Annotated in this window: 15 protein-coding genes; 5 read left to right on the top strand and 10 right to left on the bottom strand. The window is 64.2% G+C overall.

Annotated features, from left to right (window positions below):
* Nucleotides 1-30: 30 nt before the first annotated feature.
* The 7 genes from nhaC to mutS all read right to left on the bottom strand — a co-directional run bounded on the left by nhaC (nucleotide 31) and on the right by mutS (nucleotide 10796).
* The gene (gene nhaC / locus ACH9L7_RS10320) at nucleotides 31-1515 is read right to left on the bottom strand and encodes a Na+/H+ antiporter NhaC (RefSeq protein ID WP_396610627.1); all 1485 of its coding nucleotides are present in this window, start codon (nucleotides 1513-1515) and stop codon (nucleotides 31-33) included.
* Nucleotides 1516-1588: 73 nt separating this feature from the next.
* Nucleotides 1589-2986: a dihydrolipoyl dehydrogenase family protein gene (locus tag ACH9L7_RS10315; RefSeq protein ID WP_396610626.1), complete on the bottom strand. Its 1398-nt coding sequence runs from the start codon at nucleotides 2984-2986 to the stop codon at nucleotides 1589-1591.
* A 142-nt stretch (nucleotides 2987-3128) separates the two neighbouring features.
* Nucleotides 3129-4352 carry a PGF-CTERM sorting domain-containing protein gene (locus ACH9L7_RS10310; protein WP_396610625.1) on the bottom strand — a complete coding sequence of 408 codons (1224 nt, stop codon included), beginning with the start codon at nucleotides 4350-4352 and terminating at the stop codon, nucleotides 3129-3131.
* 133 nt (nucleotides 4353-4485) lie between these two features.
* Nucleotides 4486-5442, bottom strand: coding sequence for a bifunctional 2-dehydro-3-deoxygluconokinase/2-dehydro-3-deoxygalactonokinase (gene kdgK1 / locus ACH9L7_RS10305; RefSeq protein WP_396610624.1), 957 nt, complete (start codon nucleotides 5440-5442; stop codon nucleotides 4486-4488).
* 99 nt (nucleotides 5443-5541) lie between these two features.
* On the bottom strand, nucleotides 5542-5844 hold the full coding sequence (locus ACH9L7_RS10300) for a hypothetical protein (protein WP_396610623.1): 303 nt from the start codon (nucleotides 5842-5844) through the stop codon (nucleotides 5542-5544).
* A gap of 27 nt (nucleotides 5845-5871) precedes the next feature.
* Nucleotides 5872-8082: a DNA mismatch repair endonuclease MutL gene (mutL, locus tag ACH9L7_RS10295; protein WP_396610622.1), complete on the bottom strand. Its 2211-nt coding sequence runs from the start codon at nucleotides 8080-8082 to the stop codon at nucleotides 5872-5874.
* Entirely contained in the window at nucleotides 8079-10796 is a 2718-nt protein-coding gene (mutS, locus tag ACH9L7_RS10290; RefSeq protein ID WP_396610621.1) for a DNA mismatch repair protein MutS, read from the bottom strand. Before mutS ends, mutL begins: the two co-directional genes overlap by 4 nt.
* 408 nt (nucleotides 10797-11204) lie before the next feature.
* Here mutS and ACH9L7_RS10285 point away from each other — a divergent pair, with 408 nt between their 5' ends.
* From ACH9L7_RS10285 to ACH9L7_RS10275, 3 genes are all read left to right on the top strand, one after another.
* Nucleotides 11205-12323, top strand: coding sequence for an ABC transporter substrate-binding protein (locus ACH9L7_RS10285; RefSeq protein ID WP_396613263.1), 1119 nt, complete (start codon nucleotides 11205-11207; stop codon nucleotides 12321-12323).
* Nucleotides 12320-14764, top strand: a complete 2445-nt coding sequence (locus ACH9L7_RS10280) for a methyl-accepting chemotaxis protein (protein ID WP_396610620.1) — start codon at nucleotides 12320-12322, stop codon at nucleotides 14762-14764. The genes ACH9L7_RS10285 and ACH9L7_RS10280 overlap by 4 nt, the downstream gene beginning before the upstream one ends.
* Before the next feature lie 177 nt (nucleotides 14765-14941).
* A complete protein-coding gene (locus ACH9L7_RS10275) occupies nucleotides 14942-16642 on the top strand; it encodes a methyl-accepting chemotaxis protein (RefSeq protein ID WP_396610619.1) in 1701 nt (566 codons plus the stop codon).
* 48 nt (nucleotides 16643-16690) lie between these two features.
* Here the strand turns inward: ACH9L7_RS10275 and ACH9L7_RS10270 are convergent, their stop codons facing one another.
* A complete protein-coding gene (locus ACH9L7_RS10270; protein WP_396610618.1) occupies nucleotides 16691-17404 on the bottom strand; it encodes a hypothetical protein in 714 nt (237 codons plus the stop codon).
* A gap of 51 nt (nucleotides 17405-17455) precedes the next feature.
* Nucleotides 17456-18268, bottom strand: coding sequence for a HesA/MoeB/ThiF family protein (locus ACH9L7_RS10265; protein WP_396610617.1), 813 nt, complete (start codon nucleotides 18266-18268; stop codon nucleotides 17456-17458).
* Nucleotides 18269-18389: 121 nt separating this feature from the next.
* Here ACH9L7_RS10265 and ACH9L7_RS10260 point away from each other — a divergent pair, with 121 nt between their 5' ends.
* Together ACH9L7_RS10260 and ACH9L7_RS10255 are read left to right on the top strand one after the other, a co-directional pair.
* A complete protein-coding gene (locus ACH9L7_RS10260; protein ID WP_396610616.1) occupies nucleotides 18390-18740 on the top strand; it encodes a rhodanese-like domain-containing protein in 351 nt (116 codons plus the stop codon).
* A gap of 177 nt (nucleotides 18741-18917) precedes the next feature.
* The gene (locus tag ACH9L7_RS10255) at nucleotides 18918-19352 is read left to right on the top strand and encodes an ester cyclase (RefSeq protein ID WP_396610615.1); all 435 of its coding nucleotides are present in this window, start codon (nucleotides 18918-18920) and stop codon (nucleotides 19350-19352) included.
* Nucleotides 19353-19481: 129 nt separating this feature from the next.
* Here the strand turns inward: ACH9L7_RS10255 and ACH9L7_RS10250 are convergent, their stop codons facing one another.
* On the bottom strand, nucleotides 19482-20072 hold the full coding sequence (locus tag ACH9L7_RS10250; RefSeq protein WP_396610614.1) for a 50S ribosomal protein L15e: 591 nt from the start codon (nucleotides 20070-20072) through the stop codon (nucleotides 19482-19484).
* Nucleotides 20073-20263 lie beyond the last annotated feature (191 nt).

The following is a 20263-nucleotide window of genomic DNA, read 5'->3' as shown; positions in this document are numbered from 1 at the left end:
AGTGTCCGAAAAATGAGTGTCTCTCGCGGTTCAGTCGTCGTCGTCAGCGAAGGACGCGAACGCGCCGCGGAGACCGGCTTGCGTGTCGGAGCCTTCCTTCGTGATTCGCCACCCGGTCAGCCCCATTATGATGAGGATGACAGGCGAAAGGAACCCGAGGAAGTAGTACGGGGCGTACTGGAGCGTCGGGACGCCGAGTACGTCGGCCATGTACGCGCCGCCGGTCCCCCACGGGATGAGCGCACTGGTGGTCGTCCCGGCGGATTCGATGGCTCGCGAGAGGTTTCGGCTTTCGAGTTCGAAGTCGTCGTAGAGGCCGCGGAAGCTCATGCCGGGGACGACGATACTCATGTACTGGTCGGCCGCGATGGCGTTCATCGCCAGCGACGAGGCGGCCGTCCCGACGGTGAGCGAGGCAACCGAGGTGAGCACGCGGCGCAGTTCGTGTGCGATGACCGCGATACAACCGGTTCGTTCGAGGATGCCGCCGAGCGACAGCGACGCGATGATGACGGTCATCGTCCACGACGACCCGAGCAGGCCGCCCGACGCGAGCAGCGAATCGACCGTCTCGACGCCGGTCGAGGGGGAGGTCCCCGCAAACGCGACGTTCCACGCGCCGACGAAGGTGTCGACAGCGATGGGACCCTGCACGAACAACTGGGTGAGCGTCCCGGCCACGACGCCCGCGATGATAGACGGCAGCGCGGGGTAGCCGCGAAGTGCGAGCACGAACGTGACCACGAGCGGCGCGAAGACGAGCGGCGAGAGCGCGTACGTGCTCGTAAGCGCTGCCTGAATCTCGGCGACGCGCCCCGCGGGGATGTTCCCGGAGGCCGTGAGACCGAGGGCGGTGTACGCCACGAGCGAGATGACGAGCGCGATGCTCGTCCCGACGCGCATCGTACGAACGTGGGTCAGGAGTTCCGTGTTCGTGACGGCCGCCGCGAGGTTCGTCGTGTCGGAAAACGGCGACACCTTGTCACCGGTGTACGCGCCCGTCAGGACCGCACCGGCGGTCATCGCGTTCGGCATGCCGAGACCGGACCCGATGCCGATGAAGGCGACGCCGAGGGTTGCGGCCGTCGTCCACGACGACCCGATGGCGAAGGTGACGATGGCCGAAAGCAGCGTTGCGACGGGCAGGAACACCTCCGGTGAGAGGAAGTCCAGACCGTAGTAGATGAGCGCTGGAATCGTTCCTGCGGCGGTCCACGTCGAGATGAGCATGTAGACGACGAGGAGGATGAGCAGTGCAGACATCCCCATGTTGATGCCGTCGCGGATGCCCTCCGAGAGGCGAGACCACGGAATTCCGAGCCAGTATCGACCGACCGCGCCGGTGAGAATAATCCCCCACAGGAGCGGCAACTGCGGGTCGAGACCGAGCCAGATGACCCCAACACTCAGGAACACGAGCATTCCGACGACGGGGACGAGCGCCTGCGCGAGCGAGGGACGCTCGTCGTCCGGGATGTCATCGTATGTCAACGGTTCGAACGAGAGAGTTGCCATTACCGATACCGTCTTCCATGGTAGCCAATTTCAATCTAACCCTTTCGAGACGAGAAATGGGCGCTTTGGTTGTTTATTCGTCCAATTCTGCTAACGCTTGTCGGAATAACGAGTCAAGAATCTCGGGTGTTGTTGGATGATACGCCCGGTCGGGGATGTCGGACACGTTAAGTTCCATCTCGACGGCGACCTGCATCGTCTTCGCCATCACGTCGGCGTGGTAGTGCAGTCCCTGATAGCCCAGAACGGTTCCGTCGGGTCCGACGACGAGACTGGCCAGTCCCTTCGGCGTCGCCTTGGTCTTGAACACCCCGTCGTCGCGGGCTTCTCGGGTGACGACGGCGTGTTCGAGTCCCGCGTCCGCCGCCGACGCCGCCGAGTGGCCGACGCGGGCGTAGGGGTACACCGTCGCCCCGGAGAAGATGACGTGGTGGTGGACGTTGTGGTACTCCGAGAGGTCGCCGCCCCGGATGTCGGCGAGGATGTTGTCGGCGGCGACGAAGCCCTGCTCCTTGGCGACGTGGAGAATCGGCTCCCTGTCGTTTGCGTCGCCCACCACGTACACGCGCTCGTCGTCGACAGCGCGCATCGTGTCGTCCACCCATCCCTCGCCCGGTGAGATGCCTGCCGCATCGAGGTTCAGGCCGTCGATGTTCGGCTCTCGTCCGGTGAACAGGAACACCTCGTCGGCGTCGACTGCCGACCCGTCGTCGAGGTGGAGGCGGACGCCGCCGTCGTCGGTCGATTCGACCCGCTCTTCGTACACTTCGGTCCGAATCTCCACGCCGAAATCGTCACGGTAGATGTCGAGGAGTTCGTCGCCGAATTCGGGGTCCGCCTCGTCGATTGGGCGCTCGTCGTGCTCGATGACCGTGAGGTCGACGCCCGCCTCGGCGAGGTACGGGACGAGTTCCAGACCGACGTAGCCGAATCCCATCACGACGCCCGAGTCGGGGAGGTCGGTCGCGTCGAGTACGTCCGCGCTGGTCGAGAATCCGACTTCGTCGAGGCCCGGGAGGTCTGGGACGAACGGAGACGACCCGGTGGCGACGACGACGTAGTCGGGGTCGAACTCGCGGTCACCCGCCCGGACGCGACGCTCGCCGACGAACTGACCGCGCTCGCGGACGAGTTCGACGCCATCCGTCTCGGCCATCTTCCGGACCGCGGCCCGGCGGTGGCTGGCGAACCCCGAGATGTGCTCGTCCTTCGTTTCGACGATTGCATCGAGGTCCATCTCGGGTGCATCTCCGGCCAGTCGGTCGTCGTGTCGCGCCTGATAGTGGTGTCCCGCCGCCGAGAGGAGTTCCTTCGACGGCATGCACCCGCGGAGGATACAGAGGCCACCCGCCGGGTCGCCGTCGTCGACGAACGTGAGACGGTCGATGTCGTCGCCGACGTGCGGGACCAGTTTGTCGGCGACAGCCACCCCGGCGCTTCCGTAGGCACCGATGATAAGGACGTGTGTCATACTGTGTCGCGCGAGCGGAGAGCGCTTAGTCGTTGGGTCGGGGTGCACACGAACTGCACTGCTGTCTGGGCGGTCGCCCGTCAAAAACGAATGGAGGACGGAAGGGCGTCAGCAGAAGTGAGAACTCGTTACTCAGACGGCGTTACACGCGCCGACGAGCGACGAGGGCCGCACCGGCGAGTGCGGCGAGTGCGACGCTGACACCGAACCCGGGAGCGCTCGTGGACGACGTGGTCGTCTCAGACGAGTCGGACGACCCGTGTTCGGTCGTCTTGCCGGACTCAGTCGTGGTTGCGTCGTTGGACTCGGTCGTGGTCGAGGTGTCCGATTCGGTCGTCGTCTCGTTCGTCGTGGACGACTCGGCAGAGGACATCGTAATCTGGCGCTCGGAGAAGTGGTTTACAGCGACGAGGACGGTCACGTCACCCTCGGCGTTGGTCTCCTGAACGAGGTACTTCGAGGTTTCACCGTCGTTCGCGGCGGCCGCGAGTTCCGTGTAGCTATCGGCCTCGACGGCGGCCTCACCATCGACGGTCACAGAAAGGTTGTCGGTTGCGGCGAGTGCATCTTCGGAGACAGACGTGACGACGACAGTCCCGTCGTGGACCGACCGGTCGACGGTCACAGTGATGTTGTCCGTCGTCTGCTCGGTCACTTCGAGGGTCGTGGTGCCGTCGTAGTTGACGGTGTCGACCGTCGTCTGGTCGCCGTCCTGCGTCACGTAGACTTCGGCCGCGGCGGACCCGTTGGCGATGAGTTGCTCCGTGTGGTCGTCGTTCTCGGAGCGTTCACCCTCGTAACTGCGGAAGACGAGGCGGGCGTCCTCGCTCAGGTCGGCGGTGACGTTACCCTCGTCGTTGACGGTGACGGTGCCCTCGCCGACAACGAGGAACGCGCCGGACCGGCCGTCGCGCTCGACGACGACGCGCGCGTCACCGGCCTGTTCGGCCGTCGCATTCGCCCCGAGGTTGGCGGTCACATACTGCGACTCGTTGCCCGCGGCGACGACAAGCGTCCCCTTCGGGTTGTCGTGCGCACGGATGGTTGCGCCGCTTTCGGCCTCGACTGTGGCGTTTACGTCGCTCTCCGCGGAGAGCGAGAGACCACTCGCGTCGAAGTCGGTGACGGCGGACAGCGCCACGTCGAGTCCGACGCTCGCGTCGGCTTTGGCCGTCGTCTCGACCGATTCGAGGACGGTCACGCCGTCGACGGTGTAGTTCGTCACTGCATCCGATTCCGTATCAAAGGAGACGTGCGTCCCAGTGTACGCAGACGCCTCGCTTCCCGACTGCTGGGCGGTGACCGTCCCAACGGGGACAGCGGCCGTCACCAACAGTGCGGCGAACAAGACTGTGATTCGTTTCATTGCGTTTCGATTGCAAATTCACTCTTCGTAGAAAATCTTATGGCAGTCGTGTCGACACGCCACATGCCGATTCGCGTAGAATGTGCCGATTCTCAGATGACTGATAATGCAAATAAAACGAAAAACTAGTTACCTATCGTGAGATGCCGTCGCCCTCGTCGGCGACGACGCGCTCGATGTCTTCGGGTGTGACGACAGCCACGTCACCCTCGATGGTTCGCTTGAACGATGCCGTTGCCGAGGCCCATTGCAGCGACTCTGCCACGTTGCCGCCGTCGAGATACTTCGCGAGATATCCGCCAACAAAGGCGTCGCCCGTGCCGATTGCATCGTGGGTTTCGGCCTCGTAGACGCCCTGTTCGTACACGTCGCTGTCGGCGAGCGCGAGCGACCCCTCCGCACCGCGGGTGACGACGACCGTCTCGAAGTCGTAGTCGGCTGCGAGGCCGCGGGCGACCGCTTCGGCGTCCCCATCGCGTCCGAGAACGGTTTCGGCGTCGCGCTGGGCGGCGAACAACACGTCGATTGCGTCGAACAGGTCGCGGTACGCTGCGGCGGCCTCGTCAGGAGTCCAGAGCTTCGTCCGGTAGTTCAGGTCGAACGCGGTGGTCGTTCCCGCTTCCTGTGCCGCTTCGAGCACAGCCTTCGTCGTCTCGTGGAGCGTTTCGGAGAGTGCGGGCGTGATACCACTGGTGTAACACACGTCGGCGTCGCGGACGGCGTCGAGGTCAACTTCGCCCGTTTCGAGGGTCGTCACCGCGGCGTTCGCGCGGTCGTAGACGACGTTTGTCGGTCGCGGCGCGACGCCGTGTTCGAGGTAGTAGAGACCCTGTCGGTGCTCGTCGTCCCAGACGACGCCGTCGGTGGTGACGCCGTGGCTTTGCAGTTCGCCGACGACACGGCGGCCGAGCGGTGAGTCGGGGAGTTTCGAGAACCACGCCGCGTCGCGGCCGAGTCGGGCGGCAGCGACGGCGACGTTACTCTCTGCGCCACCAGCCTGGACTTCGAACTCGCGGGCAGTCTCCAGTCGCTCGCCACGCGGCGGCGACAGGCGAAGCATCGTTTCGCCGAAGGTCACGAGGTCGGTCATGCAGAGGCGTTCGATGGCACCGTATAAACGTCCGGCGTTGGCGTCGAATCACGCGACCAAGTCGGCGTGTCGTCGCCAGCGCAAGCCGCCTTGTTGCCCTTACGCCCCAGTCAGACGCCGGACGAGGTAAATAAACGAGATGGGGATGCTGAGGAACGGAATGCCCACGAGGTAGTACAGCGGAGACGGCACCCAGTTCGACTCACGAGCCAACGTCATTCGGTCCATGTGAAGCGCCAGCGGCCCGACGATGACGGCGAGTGCCGTCCCGTAGAATCGAATTGCCTCCCCCACGGGGTCGGCCCACGCGGGGACGCTCGGTCCGGTCGCAGCGGTAAAGAGATACGACACCACGAGGACCAGCGGCCCGAACAAAATCCCGACGAAGACCAGCGGGTGCATCGATTCGACTCTCTCGGCGGCCTGACTTCAATCCTCTGTGCGGCGGCCACCGTGGCCGGGATAGTCGCGCTCGAACCGCGCTTCGATTTCGTCGCGGTCGAACTCGACGATGACCGGGCGGCCGTGCGGACACGCATAGGGGTTGTCGCAGTCGTCCAGTGCCGACAGCAGGTCGAGGACCGACCCCTCCCGCAGCGAGGTGTTGCCCGTAATCGACGGGTAACACGCGAGGTCGGAAAGCAGGTCGTCGGCGACGGCATCGACCGTCTTTTGGCCGCCGTCGGACTCGTCTTGGACGAACGCGGTCAACACGTCTCTGACGAGTTTGGGGTCCAGCGCGGCGTCGAAGACCGCGGGAACGGTCCGAACCGTGACGGTCCGCTCGCCGGTTCGACCCGCGTGGAAGCCGACTTGTGCGACTGCCTCGCGGTACTCTTCGAAGAGGGTCGCTTCGCGCGCGGTCAGTTCGAGTTCGACCGGGTCTGCCAGCGCCTGTGTCGGCGTGTCGCCCTCGATTTCGGCCTTCAGGCGCTCGTAGTTCACCCGCTCGTCGGCGGCGTGCTGGTCGACGAGGACCAACCCCTCTCCCGTCTCGGCGACGATGTAGGTGTCCATGAGTTGCCCGAGGATGCGCATCGACGGGAGCGAGTCGAACTCGGGTTCGAGCGTGGCTTCCTCGCCCGAGAGGTCGCGCTGGGTCGTCGGGGCAGAGATGCGGCGCGTCGGGGTGTTCGTGGTCGAATCGGTCGGTCGGTCGCTATTGCTGTCGGAATCCGTATCCAGCGAAGCTGGTACACCGGCGTCGGACGACGACTGCGACCCGCTATCCGGCGAGGACTGCGATCCGCTATCCAGCGACGACTGCGACGTTCGCTCCGGGCCGGGCGCGAGGTCGTATTCGCGGGGCGGTGTCGGCGGCGGCGACTGGTTCACGTCGTCGGATGCTGTCGCTTCCGACCCGGAGGCCGTTGTCGCGTCCGAATCAGATGATTGGGCATCGGCGCTTTGCGGTCGGTCGCGTTTCGCCTGCACGTCTCTCGCGCTCGGCCGCTCGGCCGCTGACTCCTCACCGTCAGCCGCTGCCGCGTGAACGTCGTGCGGGTCCTCGGCCGATACACCCTCCTCGTTCGGGTCGGCAGCCTGTTCGTCCGAATCGTCGCCGTCGACTTCACTGTCTTCGCCGCCGGGTTCGATAGGCGTCTCGTCGGCCTTCGACAACCCACGTGGTGCCGACGACCGGACGAGACCGTTCGACAGCAGGGCGTCTTCGACGGCGTCGGTCACGGCCTGTCGGACCTGCGTCTCGTCGTCGAATCGGACCTCCATCTTCCGTGGGTGGACGTTCACGTCCACGCCGTCGGGGGCGACTTCGACGAACAGGACTGCGAAGGGATAGCGGTCGGCGTCGAGTTGCCCGCCGTAGGCGTCGAGGACAGCTTCACGGAGGACGCGTGCAGTGACGTAGCGGTCGTTGACGAACGTCGAGAGGTAGTCGCGGGTACTGCGCGTCGTCTCGGGGTGACTGACGAGCCCTGAAACCGAGACGCCCGCAGCGTCGTACTCGACGGGGACCATCGCTTCGGCGACTTCGCGGCCGTAGACCGACAGAATCGTCGATGCGAGGTCGCCGCGTCCTTCGGTAGCGAACACCTCGCGGTCGTCGTGTTCGAGCGAGACGGCAACGCCCGGATTCGCCAGCGCGTAGTGCGTGACGACGGTGTTGACGTGGTCGAACTCCGTGGCCGTCGTCTTCAGGAACTTCCGGCGGGCGGGCGTGTTGAAAAAGAGGTCTTCGACTTCGACGACAGTTCCCTCCGGGCACCCGGCGGGCCGAATCGACTCGACCTCGCCGCCTTCGTACTGCAGTTCGGTCCCCACGTCGCCGCCGCGGGGTTTGGAGCGAATTGTCATCCGCGAGACGGCCCCGATGGTGTGGAGCGCCTCGCCGCGGAACCCGAGAGTCCCGACACCGGCCTCCAGGTCCTCGATGTCGGAAATCTTGCTCGTCGTGTGCTCGCGGACCGAAAGTTCGAGTTCCTCTTCGGACATCCCGACGCCATCGTCGCGGATGCGGACACCTTCGACGCCACCCGAATCGACGGCGACCGAGACTCGTGTCGCGTCCGCGTCGAGGCTATTTTCGACGAGTTCCTTCACGACCGAGGCGGGGCGTTCGACTACCTCCCCGGCGGCGATTCGCTGGATGGTCTTTTCGTCGAGTTGGACGATGTCCGTCATTCGTCACCCTCCAGTTTCGACTGCCACGCCTGCACCTTCGCCATCAAGTCCAGCGGCGACGTGGCGTTCACGTCTACCGATTCGAGTTCGTCGAGGACTGCTTCGGTTTCGGGGCCGATGGCGGGGTCGGAGTCGGCTTCCGAGTCGGACCCGGAACCGGGTGTGTTGTGCTGCGGTGCGTGGTCGACGTTCCCGTTCGCGGGACTGCCGCCTGCGCGCTTGCTTCGGCTTCCACCTTCACTCTCGACTTTCATCTGCCCGCTTCCCACGTCGAAGACGGCCTGCACGGGTTCGGACGACCCCGAGCCTTTCGCCTCGATTGCCTTCTCCTGACGGAGTCGGTCGAGCACGTCGGAGGCTCTGTCTACGACGGGCCGTGGAACCCCTGCCAAGTCGGCGACGTGAATCCCGTAACTTCGGTCCGTTGGCCCGTCCACGACGGTCCGGAGGAAGGTCACGTCGCCGTGGCGCTCGTCGGCGGCGACGTGAACGTTCGCAACCCGGTCGAGGTGGTCGGCGAGGCTCGTCAGTTCGTGGTAGTGGGTGGCGAAAAGCGTCTTCGCGCGGACTTCGTTGTGTAGATACTCGGTTGCGGCCCACGCGATAGAGATGCCGTCGTAGGTCGCGGTCCCACGTCCCACCTCGTCGAGGATGACGAGCGACTCGTCGGTGGCGGAGTGGAGGATGTTCGACAGCTCCTGCATCTCGACCATGAACGTCGAGCGACCCTGTGCGAGTTCGTCTAGTGCGCCGACGCGGGTGTAGATGCCATCGACGACGCCGATAGTCGCCGACTGCGCCGGGACGAAACTCCCGACCTGCGCGAGGAGCGTGATGAGCGCGGCCTGTCGCATGTAGGTCGACTTCCCCGACATGTTCGGCCCGGTGACGATGAGGAAGCCGCGGTCGTCGTCCATGTGGAGGTCGTTCGGAACGAAGTCGGTCGTGGTCTCGACGACCGGGTGACGACCCGCTTCGACGTGGAGGACGCCGGGGTCGGTGAGTTCCGGGCGCGCCCACCCGTTTCCGGCGGCGTGCGTCGCAAGCGACGCGAGGGCGTCGATTTCCGCGATTGCGCGGCCTACGTCCTGTAGGAGTTCGGCGCGGGTGGCGACGCGCTCGCGGAGGTCCTGAAACAGTTCGTATTCGAGGTCGCCGCGTGCCTCTTCGAGACGGAGAATCTCGCGTTCTTTCTCCGCTAACTCTTCGGTGACGAACCGCTTGGAGTTCTTGAGCGTCTTAATCTGGCGGTAGTGGTCGGGCACCTGGTCGGCGACGGACTTGCCGACCTGAATGTAGTAGCCGTCGGTCTTGTTGCGGTCGACCGTGACGTGCGAGAGGCCGTGCTGACGCTTTTCGCGGTCGGCGAGCGTCGCAATCCACGACTTCGCCGACTCGTGGCGCTCGATGAGGTCGTCGAGTTCCTCGTCGTAGCCTTTCTGGAAGAGTCCGCCCTGTGTAACCGTCTTCGGCGGGTCCTCGGCGAGCGCGTCGGCGAGGTCCACCCGCAGGTCGGCGGCAGCGTCGCTGTCGGGTCTGGCAACCACGTCCGCGAGAGGCGTGTCGGCGAGTTCGGTCCCTTCGATGGCGTCGGCAAGCGCGGGAAGGACGCCCAGCGTGTCGCGGACCGAGAGGAGCGCAGAAGCGTCCGCGCTGCCGGATGCGGCGCGCGAGGCGAGTCGTTCGAGGTCGTACGCACCATCCAATACGTCTCGGACGCGCTCACGGGCGAGGGCGGCCGAGGCCAGCGACTCCACGGCGTCGAGTCGGCGGGCGAGTTCGTCGCGGTCCCGCCGTGGTCGGGTCAACCATTCGCGGAGGAGTCTCCCGCCCGGCGCGGTGACCGTGTGGTCGATAGTGTCGAACAGCGACCCGGAGCGGTCGCCGTGCATCGTCTCCGTGAGTTCGAGGTTGCGCTGGGTCGTCGCGTCCAGTTCGAGCAAGTCGCTCGGGTGGTAGACGCGGAGGCGGGTCATCGACCGCAGGACGCCCGCACCCGTCTCCTCGACGTACCCGAGGATACCACCGGCGGCGCGAGTCGCTAGTTCGGAGTCGAGGCCGACGCTGTCGACAGTGGACTCGCCGAACTGTTCGCGGACGGCGTGGCGGGCACGACCCGGTGCGAACGCCTCGCTGGAGAAAAGCGAGAAGGAGGCGTTCGTGGCTTCGCGGAGGTGTGAGAGCGTCTCGTCGTCGGTTCGGAGGTCGGGTCCGGGGAGGACTTCGACCGGCGAGAAGCGATAGAGTTCGGCCGCGGCGTCCTCGACGGTGTCGGCTTCGGTCACGAGGAACTGGCCGGTCGTCACGTCGGCGAACGCGAGGCCGAGGCCGCCGCTGCGACCCGTTACGATGGCGGCGAGGAACTGGGCGTCGGCCCGCGAGGTTTCGAGGAGCGTGCCGGGCGTCACGACGCGCGTGATTTTCCGACGAAGGTCGCCCGATTCGGTCTCGTACTGGTCGGCGACGGCGACGCGGTAGCCGCGTTCGACCAGCGCCTTGAGGTAGGGCGTCAGGTCGGCAAGCGGCACGCCCGCCATCGGGTACGACGAGCCGTGCGACGACTTCTGTGACACCTTGAGGTCGAGTTCGCGCCCGACCGTCTCGGCGTCGTCGGCGAAGAACTCGTAGAAGTCGCCACACTGCATGGCGAGGAGGTCGGCGTCGGTCTCCGCTTTCAACGAGAGGAACTGACCGACGATTCCCTGAGCAGTCATATCCGCACGTGGGTCGGGGCGCGGATAAAACGCTACGATGGCGCGTGCGGACGGCCCCACCGATGACAACTCACCGACGACAACTGTACGGTGTCTCTTCCTACCTGAGCGGTGTGTTATCGAAGACCCATCCTTGATTTGTGGGTGTAGTATGTGGAAGAATTCCAACTATATTGCCAGAACTCCCATCTGGTCTGAATATTTATCGTTATTTGACATAGAAATATAGATGTTGATAATCGGCGGCCCAACATTATATATCGGTTCGATATTCGGTCAAACGTGACTCTCTCGTATAATCGACGAGGGCTTCTTCGCGCCGCCGGGAGCGCCGTCGCACTCGGTTCGCTGTCGGGGTGTGTGGGAGCGCTCGATACGAAATCAACCGACCCCGTCCGCTTCGGGGCGATACTACCGCTCAGCGGTTCCCTCGAGACGGTCGGAACGCACGGTAAGCGGGCGGTCGAACAGGCCATCGCCGACGTGAACGACGGTGATGGGATTCTCGGCCGTCCGGTCGAACTGACGGCTATCGACAGCAAGGGTAATCCCGACACCGCCGTCGAGGGGTACCAGTCGCTCGTCGATGAGGGTGTCGTGGGGTTCGTCGGGGCGCTCGTCAGCGACGCGTCGATTGCGCTCGCGCCGAAGGCGGCCGATGACGGTATCATGGAGATGAGCCCGGCGAGTACCAATCCGAAGCTGAGCGATGCCGGGACCGCCGACGGCCGGAAGTACTTCGGTCGAACCGTCCCCAGCGACATCCTCCAGGCGATTGCGATGGCGAAGATTCTGGACGCGCCGCAGTACGTCGGTGCCGAGTCCGTCGCGCTCCTCGCTATTGACAACGCCTTCGGGTCTGGTCTCGCCGCGGAAGTTTCGGCGAACCTCGATGCGACAGTCGTCGCCGATGTCGGGTACGACCCGTCTGCGGACTCCTTCGACGCCGTTCTCGACGATGTCTTCGCCGACGACCCCGACGCAGTGGGCTTCGTCAGCGTGCCCGGGCAGGAACACGGCATCCTCGACGCCTACGGCGCGTCTGACTACGAGGCTCCGTGGGTGTTCTCGGCGGGGATGTTCAGCGGCGACGTCCCGTCGTATTACGAGGGATTCTACAGCGCGTCCCTCTCGTCAGTGCGCACAGATGGCTACTTCAACCTCTCTCGCCGCCTGTCGGACATCGCACCGCTCGCGCCATACGCGGCGAACGCGTACGATGCGCTCTTCTTGATGGCCGCCGCCGCGGAGAAGGCGGGCGAAGCGAGCGGCCCCGCTATCTCCGAGACGATTCAGTCCGTCTCCGGTGGGACGGGCCACACCGTCTCTGTCGGCGAGTTCGACCGCGTTCGGTCGCTCGTCTCCGCGGGCCGCGACCTGAACTACCAGGGTGCTGCGAGTGGCGTCGACCTGACATCCTCGCTCGAACCGCTGAGTTCCTACCTCGTCGAGCGCATCCACGGCGGGAACGTCGAGCAGTTGGAACTGCTGCAACGGCAGTTCTTCGAGTCGGGAGGTGGCCAATGAGTTCGCCGCTGAAGCGCGTCGCAGACGCGCTCGAACGGGTGCTGCCGAACGTGGTTCGCCGCCGCTACGCAGCCAAGTTCGGTCTCGCGCTCCTGCTCATCGTCGTCGTGATGGGTGCGGCGGGTGCGTTCATCCACTTCGACACGAAGTCGGTCGTCGAACAACAGACCGAAGAGGAGATTCGGGGCGTCGCGGAGACGGAAGCCCGCGCCGTCGCCGACTGGACGGCCACCAAGGAGTCCACGGTTTCGTTCCTCTCAGAGGCGCTCGCCGAACGGCCGACGAACACGTCGAACGCAGACCACGAGCGATGGCTCGAACAGAAACTCATCGAACTCCCGGGTGACGTTCGGTCGCTCCACTACGTCGATGCCGACGCCGGGTCGGTCGTCGCCAGCACGAACGACGGAACCAGCGGCGCATCGCTCGACAGCATCGACGCACCGTGGGCGGAGCGCGCCGCCTCGTTCGCGCAGTCGACCGACGCCCAGACGTCCGCACCGTACGACGTGGGCGGCGACTCCGTCGTCGCGTTCGTCGCGCCGGTCTCCGACTCCAACGGATTCATCGTCCTGACCGCGTCGCTCGAAGCGCGGTCTCACGAGTTTAAATCGCCGTTTGCGACGGGTGACGTGAAGGTCGTCACCGAGGAGGGAACGATCCTTCTCGACAACCGGAAAGCATCGCTTCTGGACCAGTACACCGCGTCGGAAGGCTCGGTCACGGCAATCGATGCCGCGCTCACGGGACAGACGGGCTACAAACTCGTCTCCGCCCGTACCGGAATGGAAGCCGGGCAGTACGTGATGGCGTACGCACCCATCACCGGAACCGACTGGGTACTCACCTACCACGTTCCGTCGGAACGCGCATTCTCGCTCCAGACGACGGTGACGCGAAACGTCATGTCCCTCGTGGCATTCGCGATTGGCGCGCTGTTCCTCGTCGGTCTGACGATTGGTCGGGGCACCGCGAAGTCACTCGCAACGGTCGCACAGAACGCAGACCAGATTGCCAGCGGCGAAGTCGATGGTGAGGTTCCGTCTACGGCCCGCATCGACGAGATGGGCCAGTTGTACAATTCGTTCGCCGAGATGCAGTCGTATCTGACGACGGTCGCCGGGCAGGCCGAAGCTCTCGCGGCGAAGGAGTTCGACGACCCCGTCCTCGACGAGGACGTTCCCGGGTCGTTCGGTGAAGCGATGGGCCAGACCCACGAGGACCTCGAAGCGCTCATCGTCGAACTCGAAACGAAGGCAGAAGAGTTCGGTGACGCGCTGTCCGCCGCGGCCGACGGCGACCTCACGAGTCGCATGAGCGAGGACGCCGACAACGAGGCGATGAACGAGATGGCCCGGTCGTTCAACGAGATGGCCGAGGAACTCGAAGCGACCATCGCCGAGGTGGCCTCGTTCGCCGAGACGGTCGCGGCCGCCAGCGAAGAAGTGACCGCGAGTGCGCAGGAAATCGAACGCGCAAGCCGCGAGGTCAGCGAGTCCACGCAGGTCATGGCCGAGGGCGCACACGAGCAACAGGAGAACCTCCGCCAGACCACGAACGAGACGAGCAACCTCTCGGCGACCATCGAGGAAGTCGCGTCCTCGGCGACCGAACTCGAACGCACTGCCGAACACACGCTCGAAGCCAGCGAAGCGGGACACACCGCGACGGCCGACGCCATCGACACCATCGAAAACGTCGAGTCGAAGACCGAACAGACGGCCGAACGCATCGAAGAACTCGAATCGCACATGGCCGAAATCGGCGACATCGTCGAACTCATCACCGACATCGCCGAGCAGACGAACATCCTCGCGCTCAACGCCAACATCGAGGCCGCCCGTGCGGGTGAAGCGGGTGAAGGCTTCTCGGTCGTCGCGAACGAGGTCAAGGACCTCGCTGGTGAGACCAAGGAGTCCGCCGAGGAAATCGAAGCGACCATCGAAGAGGTCCAGGCGAAGTCCGAAGCCTCGGTCACCGAGATGCGCGAGACGCAGGATGCCGTCGAATCCGGCGTGGACGCGGTTTCGAACGCTCGTGACGCGCTCGACACCATCGTCGACAACGTCCGCGAGACGAAAGACGGCGTCGACGAGATTAGCCGGACGACCGACGAACAGGCCGCCTCGACCGAAGAGGTCGCCTCGATGATGGACCGCGTCACCGACATCAGCGACGAGACCGCAGCGCGGTCCGAGTCGGTCGCCGCGGCCGCAGAAGAGCAGACGGCGTCGCTCAGCGAGGTCTCCAGCGGGACCGACCGCCTCGCCTCGCAGGCCGAACGCCTCATGTCGCTCATCTCGTCGTTCGAAGTCAAGTCCGGACAGACCGACCTCGACCAGTCGTTCGAGTTCGACGACGAACAGGTGAACGAGACGCCACACTCCCAGTCACCCGTCACTGACGGCGGTGCCGGCGGCGACGACAGCGACGCTCGATAGCGAACCCGGCGCTCGATAACGACCCGGACACTCACTTTTTCGCGTCACCGCAACGACACCTGTGGCATGTAGGTGGTATTCACACTGTGCGAGCGGGGCCGATCCGACACGTCCTCGCTATCATGTATGATAATCACTGCCATAGGATTATAGTGGGAATGGTCGTGGGGGAGACATATGGATCTGCGTTCGCGACTTGCGGGGTTGGTCCCGAGGTTCGGGACCGACGCGCGCGCCGACGGCGGGGCACAGACGGCGGTGGGGGAAACAGTCACCGCTGCCGCGGAGCAAATACACCTCGGTGGACTACTGGACGGGGTTGGCGCACCGGTGTTCATGCTCGATGCAGAAAACCGCGTCATCGCGTGGAACGAGCCGATTTCGGAGCTAACCGGCGTCTCGGCTGACGAGGCGCTGGGGTCCGAACACGTGAGCGAACTGTTCTACCCGGACGGCCGCCGGGCGAAGACGCTCGCAGACAAGATACTCGACGCCCCGAAGCGCGCCGACGAGAAGTACGGACTCTCCTTCGCAAACCCGTCGCAATACCTCTACCAAGATTCGAGTACGATGGTGGACCAAAACGGCGACGAGCGACACATCTCGTTCACCGCGAAACCGTTGTTCGAGGGCGATGAACTCGTCGGCGTCATCGAGACGATACACGACCGAACCGAGGAAGTGAACAAAGGACAGGCGTCGCTCACGCTCGTCGACGAGGTGTCCGGAACGATGCAGCGCATCACCGAGGGCGACCTCTCGGCGCGCGCGGAGTTCACAGACGAGCACGATGTCCTCGACGAGGAAGTGGTGCGCGTCCTCGACCACCTCAACGAGATGGCCGCGCGGTTCGAGCGCCTCGCCTCCGAAGTCGACGACACCACGGCCGACCTCGGCACGGCGATTCAGCGGGCGGCGACGGCCGCGACCGACATCGAGTCGCAGGTGAAAGAACAGACGCACCTCCTCTCGAAGGGGTCCGAGGAGATGCAGAACCTCTCGGCCAGTATGCAGGAGATTGCGGCCACGTCCGACGAAGTCGCCTCGGCGGCGAATCAGGCGCAAGCGGCCGCAGAAAACGGGAAGGAAGCGGGCCAGAGCATCCGGTCTGCGACCGACCAGGTCATCGACATCTCCGACGAGTTGCTCGACAGCGTCATGGAACTCCAAGAGCGGATGGGCGTCATCGAGGACGTCGTCGAAGTCATCGCAGAGGTCGCCGACCGGACCAACCTGCTCGCGCTCAACGCGAACATCGAGGCCGCGCGTGCGGGCGAGGCCGGTGAAGGCTTCTCGGTCGTCGCCGACGAGGTCAAACAACTCGCCAATCAGACCCACGAACACACAGAAGAAATCGCCGAGAGCATCGAGGAGATTCAAGAGCAGGCCGACGAGACGGTGATGGCCTCCGAGCAGTCCCACGAGCAGATTCAAATCGCCTCGGGCGAAATCGGCGACGTGCTCGAATCGCTGACTGAAATCGCCAACGCGGCGGACTCGGCCGCAAACGGCATCTCGGAGGTCGCTCGCGCGACCGACTCGCAGGCGACCAACATCGAGGAGGTCACGACGACGATTCAGCAGGCGCAGGAACACGCCCGCTCGGCCGAAGACGCAACCTCGGACATCACGGACGCGACGGCCGACCAGACCGTCGCGCTCGACGCACTCGCGGGGCGCGTCCAGGAACTCGTCGGCGGCGACGCGGAGGCGGCCGAAGAAGTCGCACTACTCGAAGAAGAGATTTCCCAACTCGAATCAGCGGCTGACGGCGACTCTCCCGGCGGCGAAACTGCCGATGGTTCGGCGACCGATGTCGTCGCCGACGGAACCGGTGCGCCGGACGACTCGGAAAACCCGTTCGAGTTCAATCGGTAGCGAACGGGGGCGTGTCGCCGGACTACTCAGTCGGGACTTCTCTTCGAATCACTGCGTGTGTGTTCGAATCGGTGGATCTGGCACAGTGACTGAAAGTGTCTTGTCTGCATCGAGGTGCACCGCAACCTCGAAGGGGACCTCGAACTCCGCAGTCTGGGCTTCCCAACTCACCATCTGTTCGTCAGTGAACTTCCACGCACCGGCGGGAAGACACGAGTCAGCCGTCCAATTCAACAGCGTATACTCGTGACTGATGGATTCTCCCGGTGCAACCAGTGTGCGGAGTGCGGTCTGCTTACGGAGTGTTCCTTCGTATGCAGCCGTCCAACAGCCATTCGTGCGTGAGTTCGGAATCAGCGGGACATCGAGAACGGTTCCGTCTCCGTCTGTCGGTGTTATCCAGTCCTTTTCATCGGGGATGAGCAGCAGTCGAGCGTCGCCGTCCTGCTGTTCGCCGCGGATAGCCGAAAACGGAAGAACCTCGCCACCTGACAGCGATAGCTCTGACTCACTCGTATTTGTGAATTTGAGTCGGAGTCGAGCAGGATGCGTCGCAGTCGCTTGTTGCAGAACGGTGGCAGTAAACTCGAAATCGTCTGTCGTTACCGACTCGGGGGGAGCACTCTCGGATGAAGAGTCTGTCGTCGGCGAACCCGATTCAGGCGACGGTGAGTGGGATTGCTGGGCGTCGAATTGCGTACAACCGGCGACTGTTCCGAGTAGTGTTGCGCCGATTGTTTGGAGGGCTGTTCGGCGTCGCATCGTTCAGCAGCTATTTGTCAGCAATGCATGAGTATTTTGAGTTGGCGACGGTCAATCGAGCGAAATCGCACAACTCTCGACGTACTCGATATCGGCGATAGAGTCCAGCCCACCCTCGCCGCAGACGGGACACTCCGGGTTCGTTCGATACGGCACCGTCTCGAAGGTCATGTCCATGGCGTCGTAGAATAGCAACCTCCCATCGAGTGGGTCTCCCGCGTCGAGAAGCAGCTTCACGGCCTCAGTCGCCTGAATACACCCGACAGTTCCGGGGAGGACACCGATGACACCGGTCGTCGCGCAGTCCGGGACCGTCCCCGGTTCGGGCGCTTCGGGAAACAGACACCGGTAGCAGGGACCCTCGGGGAGAAGCGTCGTCGCCTGCCCCTCGAACTTGTAGATAGCGCCGTGGACGAGGGGAATTTCCTCGAATCGGCACACGTCGTTCAGCAGGTACCGCGTCGGGAAGTTGTCCGAGGCGTCGACCACCACGTCCGCGCCCGCGACGATTTCGTGGACGTTGGATTTGTCCACGCGGGCTTCGATTGGTTCGACGCTCACGTCCGGGTTGAGGCCGCGGACGAACGCGGCGGCGCTCTGGGCTTTCGGGTCGCCCACGTCCTCGTCGTGGTGGATGACCTGCCGCTGGAGGTTGCTTCGCTCGACCACGTCGTCGTCGACGACCACCAACTCACCGACGCCGACGGCGGCGAGATACTCGATGACCGGCGACCCGAGACCACCCGCCCCGACGACGACGACCCGCGCCGACAGCAGTCGCTCTTGTCCCTCGGGGCCGACTTCGTCCATGATGATGTGACGAGAGTAGCGTTCGAGTTGGGTGGCGTCGAGTGAGAGTGTCATAAGCCGACGTTGGCAGTCACGCCGAATAAACCCGCGGCACGGCGTCCGAGTTCCACGTCCCCGGCCGTGAGGCGCTCGCCGGAAGCGACGCGCATTTCCCGCTTCGGTCGGACTGCCTCGTATGGTCGCAGAGACGACCCCCGACGAACTTCGCGAGCGACTGGCCGACGACGAGTCCGTGGCCGTCGTCGACATCCGAGACCCCTCTTCGTTCGCCTCGGGGCACATCCCCGGGTCGGAGAACCTCCCGGCGGCGACGCTCGGTCCCGAGGTGTTCGACCGCGAGTGGCCCGACGAAGTCGTCGTCTCCTGCTACGTCGGCAAGAGTTCCAAGCGCGTCGCATCCGTCCTCGACGAGAACGTCGATGCCGACGTGAGCAGCCTTCGCGGCGGGTTCGACGGCTGGAACGGGGACGTCGAACAGGGAACCGAAGAAGATGAAGCGGACCTCGGCCCGTCGGCACCGTTCTGAACGTCTCTTTGGACTGAACGTCACGACACGACTCGACTCGAATCGAATCGATATTCGTCGCTCCACCCACTATGACAATTGTTAACGTGGATACAGTGTAAGTTATTGATAGCGTTCGTTGCGAGAGCGGTCTGGGGGCGAGAATGTTTGGAACGAACGCTGTGGAGAGAGAACCGCATGTCAACAACGGAAGCCGAAAACAAGGAGATAGCCCGTAAACTCCCGGAAGAGGCCATCAACGAGGGCAACCTGGATATCATCGACGAGCTTGTCGCAGACGACTACGTCGGGCGCAATCCTGCAGTTCCCGAACCCTATCACGGCCCCGATGGAGTCAAGGAGTTTGTCTCGATGGTTCGAACCGCATTCCCCGACCTCGAATATACGGTCGAGGACCTTATCGCTGAAGGCGACAAGGTAGTCCGACGAGACCGGGCCACTGGGACCCACGACGGTGAGTTCATGGGGGTCGAACCAACAGGGAAGGAGATTGAAATCCAGGGAGTCGTTATCGTCCGTATCGAAGACGGGAAGTTCGCTGAGTCCTGGTCCTATGCCAACATGATGGGCCTCATGCAGCAACTCGGCGTGGTGGAATCGCCAGGAGAGTAACCCGACCAGTCTTCTGTTTTTATCTGGGGGAGCGAACGCAGCAGTCCACAGTTGACGGACCTTCCTTGCTGTGCGACAGCAGTCGCTCAGCAGCCGATAAATGAGAGAATTTGACGCGGTGGGCGGGCCTTACTTGCCGCGGCGGCGACCGGCGCGGATGGAGGGACGGACGTGCTCCGTACCCTTGCCACGGTTCTGGAGACCGCGGTTCTTCTTGCCCGCGTTGGTGAGACCACGGAAGGCGCGGCCGTCGTGGGCATCGTCGCAGATCCAGTTGAGGTCGTCGTCGTTCTGGATGGCCGGGTGCTCGGGGTCGACGAGGATGACTTCCTGCCACTTCTGGGAGCCGTCCTGACCGACGCCGTAGGAGTTCAGCACACGCAGGTTGGGGTGCTTGCGCGAGGCGCGTTCCTCCGCGATGCGCGGGATGGACTTGCGGCGACCGATGCGGTTGACACCCTGGCGCTTCGTCCGGCGACCGGCCTTGTGTCGCTGCTTGCGCGCGCCACCCTTGCGGACGGAGACGCGAACCACGACGATTCCTTGCTTGGCCTTGTAGCCGAGTTCACGCGCCTTGTCGAGGCGGGTGGGTCGCTCGATGCGCTCGATAGCGCCCTGGTTGCGCCACTCCTGTTTTCGCTGCCACTGGAGTTCGGCCAGTTTGCCTTCCTTCGGGGTCTTCCACGCTTCCTTGATGTGGGAATAGAAGCTTCGTGCCATTGTATATCACCGCGGGCGCTTGCGATTCAGTCGTTGGAGGGAACATCCCTCGGAGACCACATTTCGTCCCGTACGTGACGGGTGCCCTCTGGCGTGCCCGCATGCCAGCGAGTTGGCGGAACTACCAACAGGGGAGGGTTAAGAACTTCGGATTGAGAGTTGGCGTGTAAAGGACACACACAGCAGTCTAC

This window comes from Haloferax sp. S1W, from assembly GCF_044593955.1.
Lineage (GTDB): Archaea > Halobacteriota > Halobacteria > Halobacteriales > Haloferacaceae > Haloferax.
This window is presented reverse-complemented; position numbering and strand designations above follow the sequence as displayed.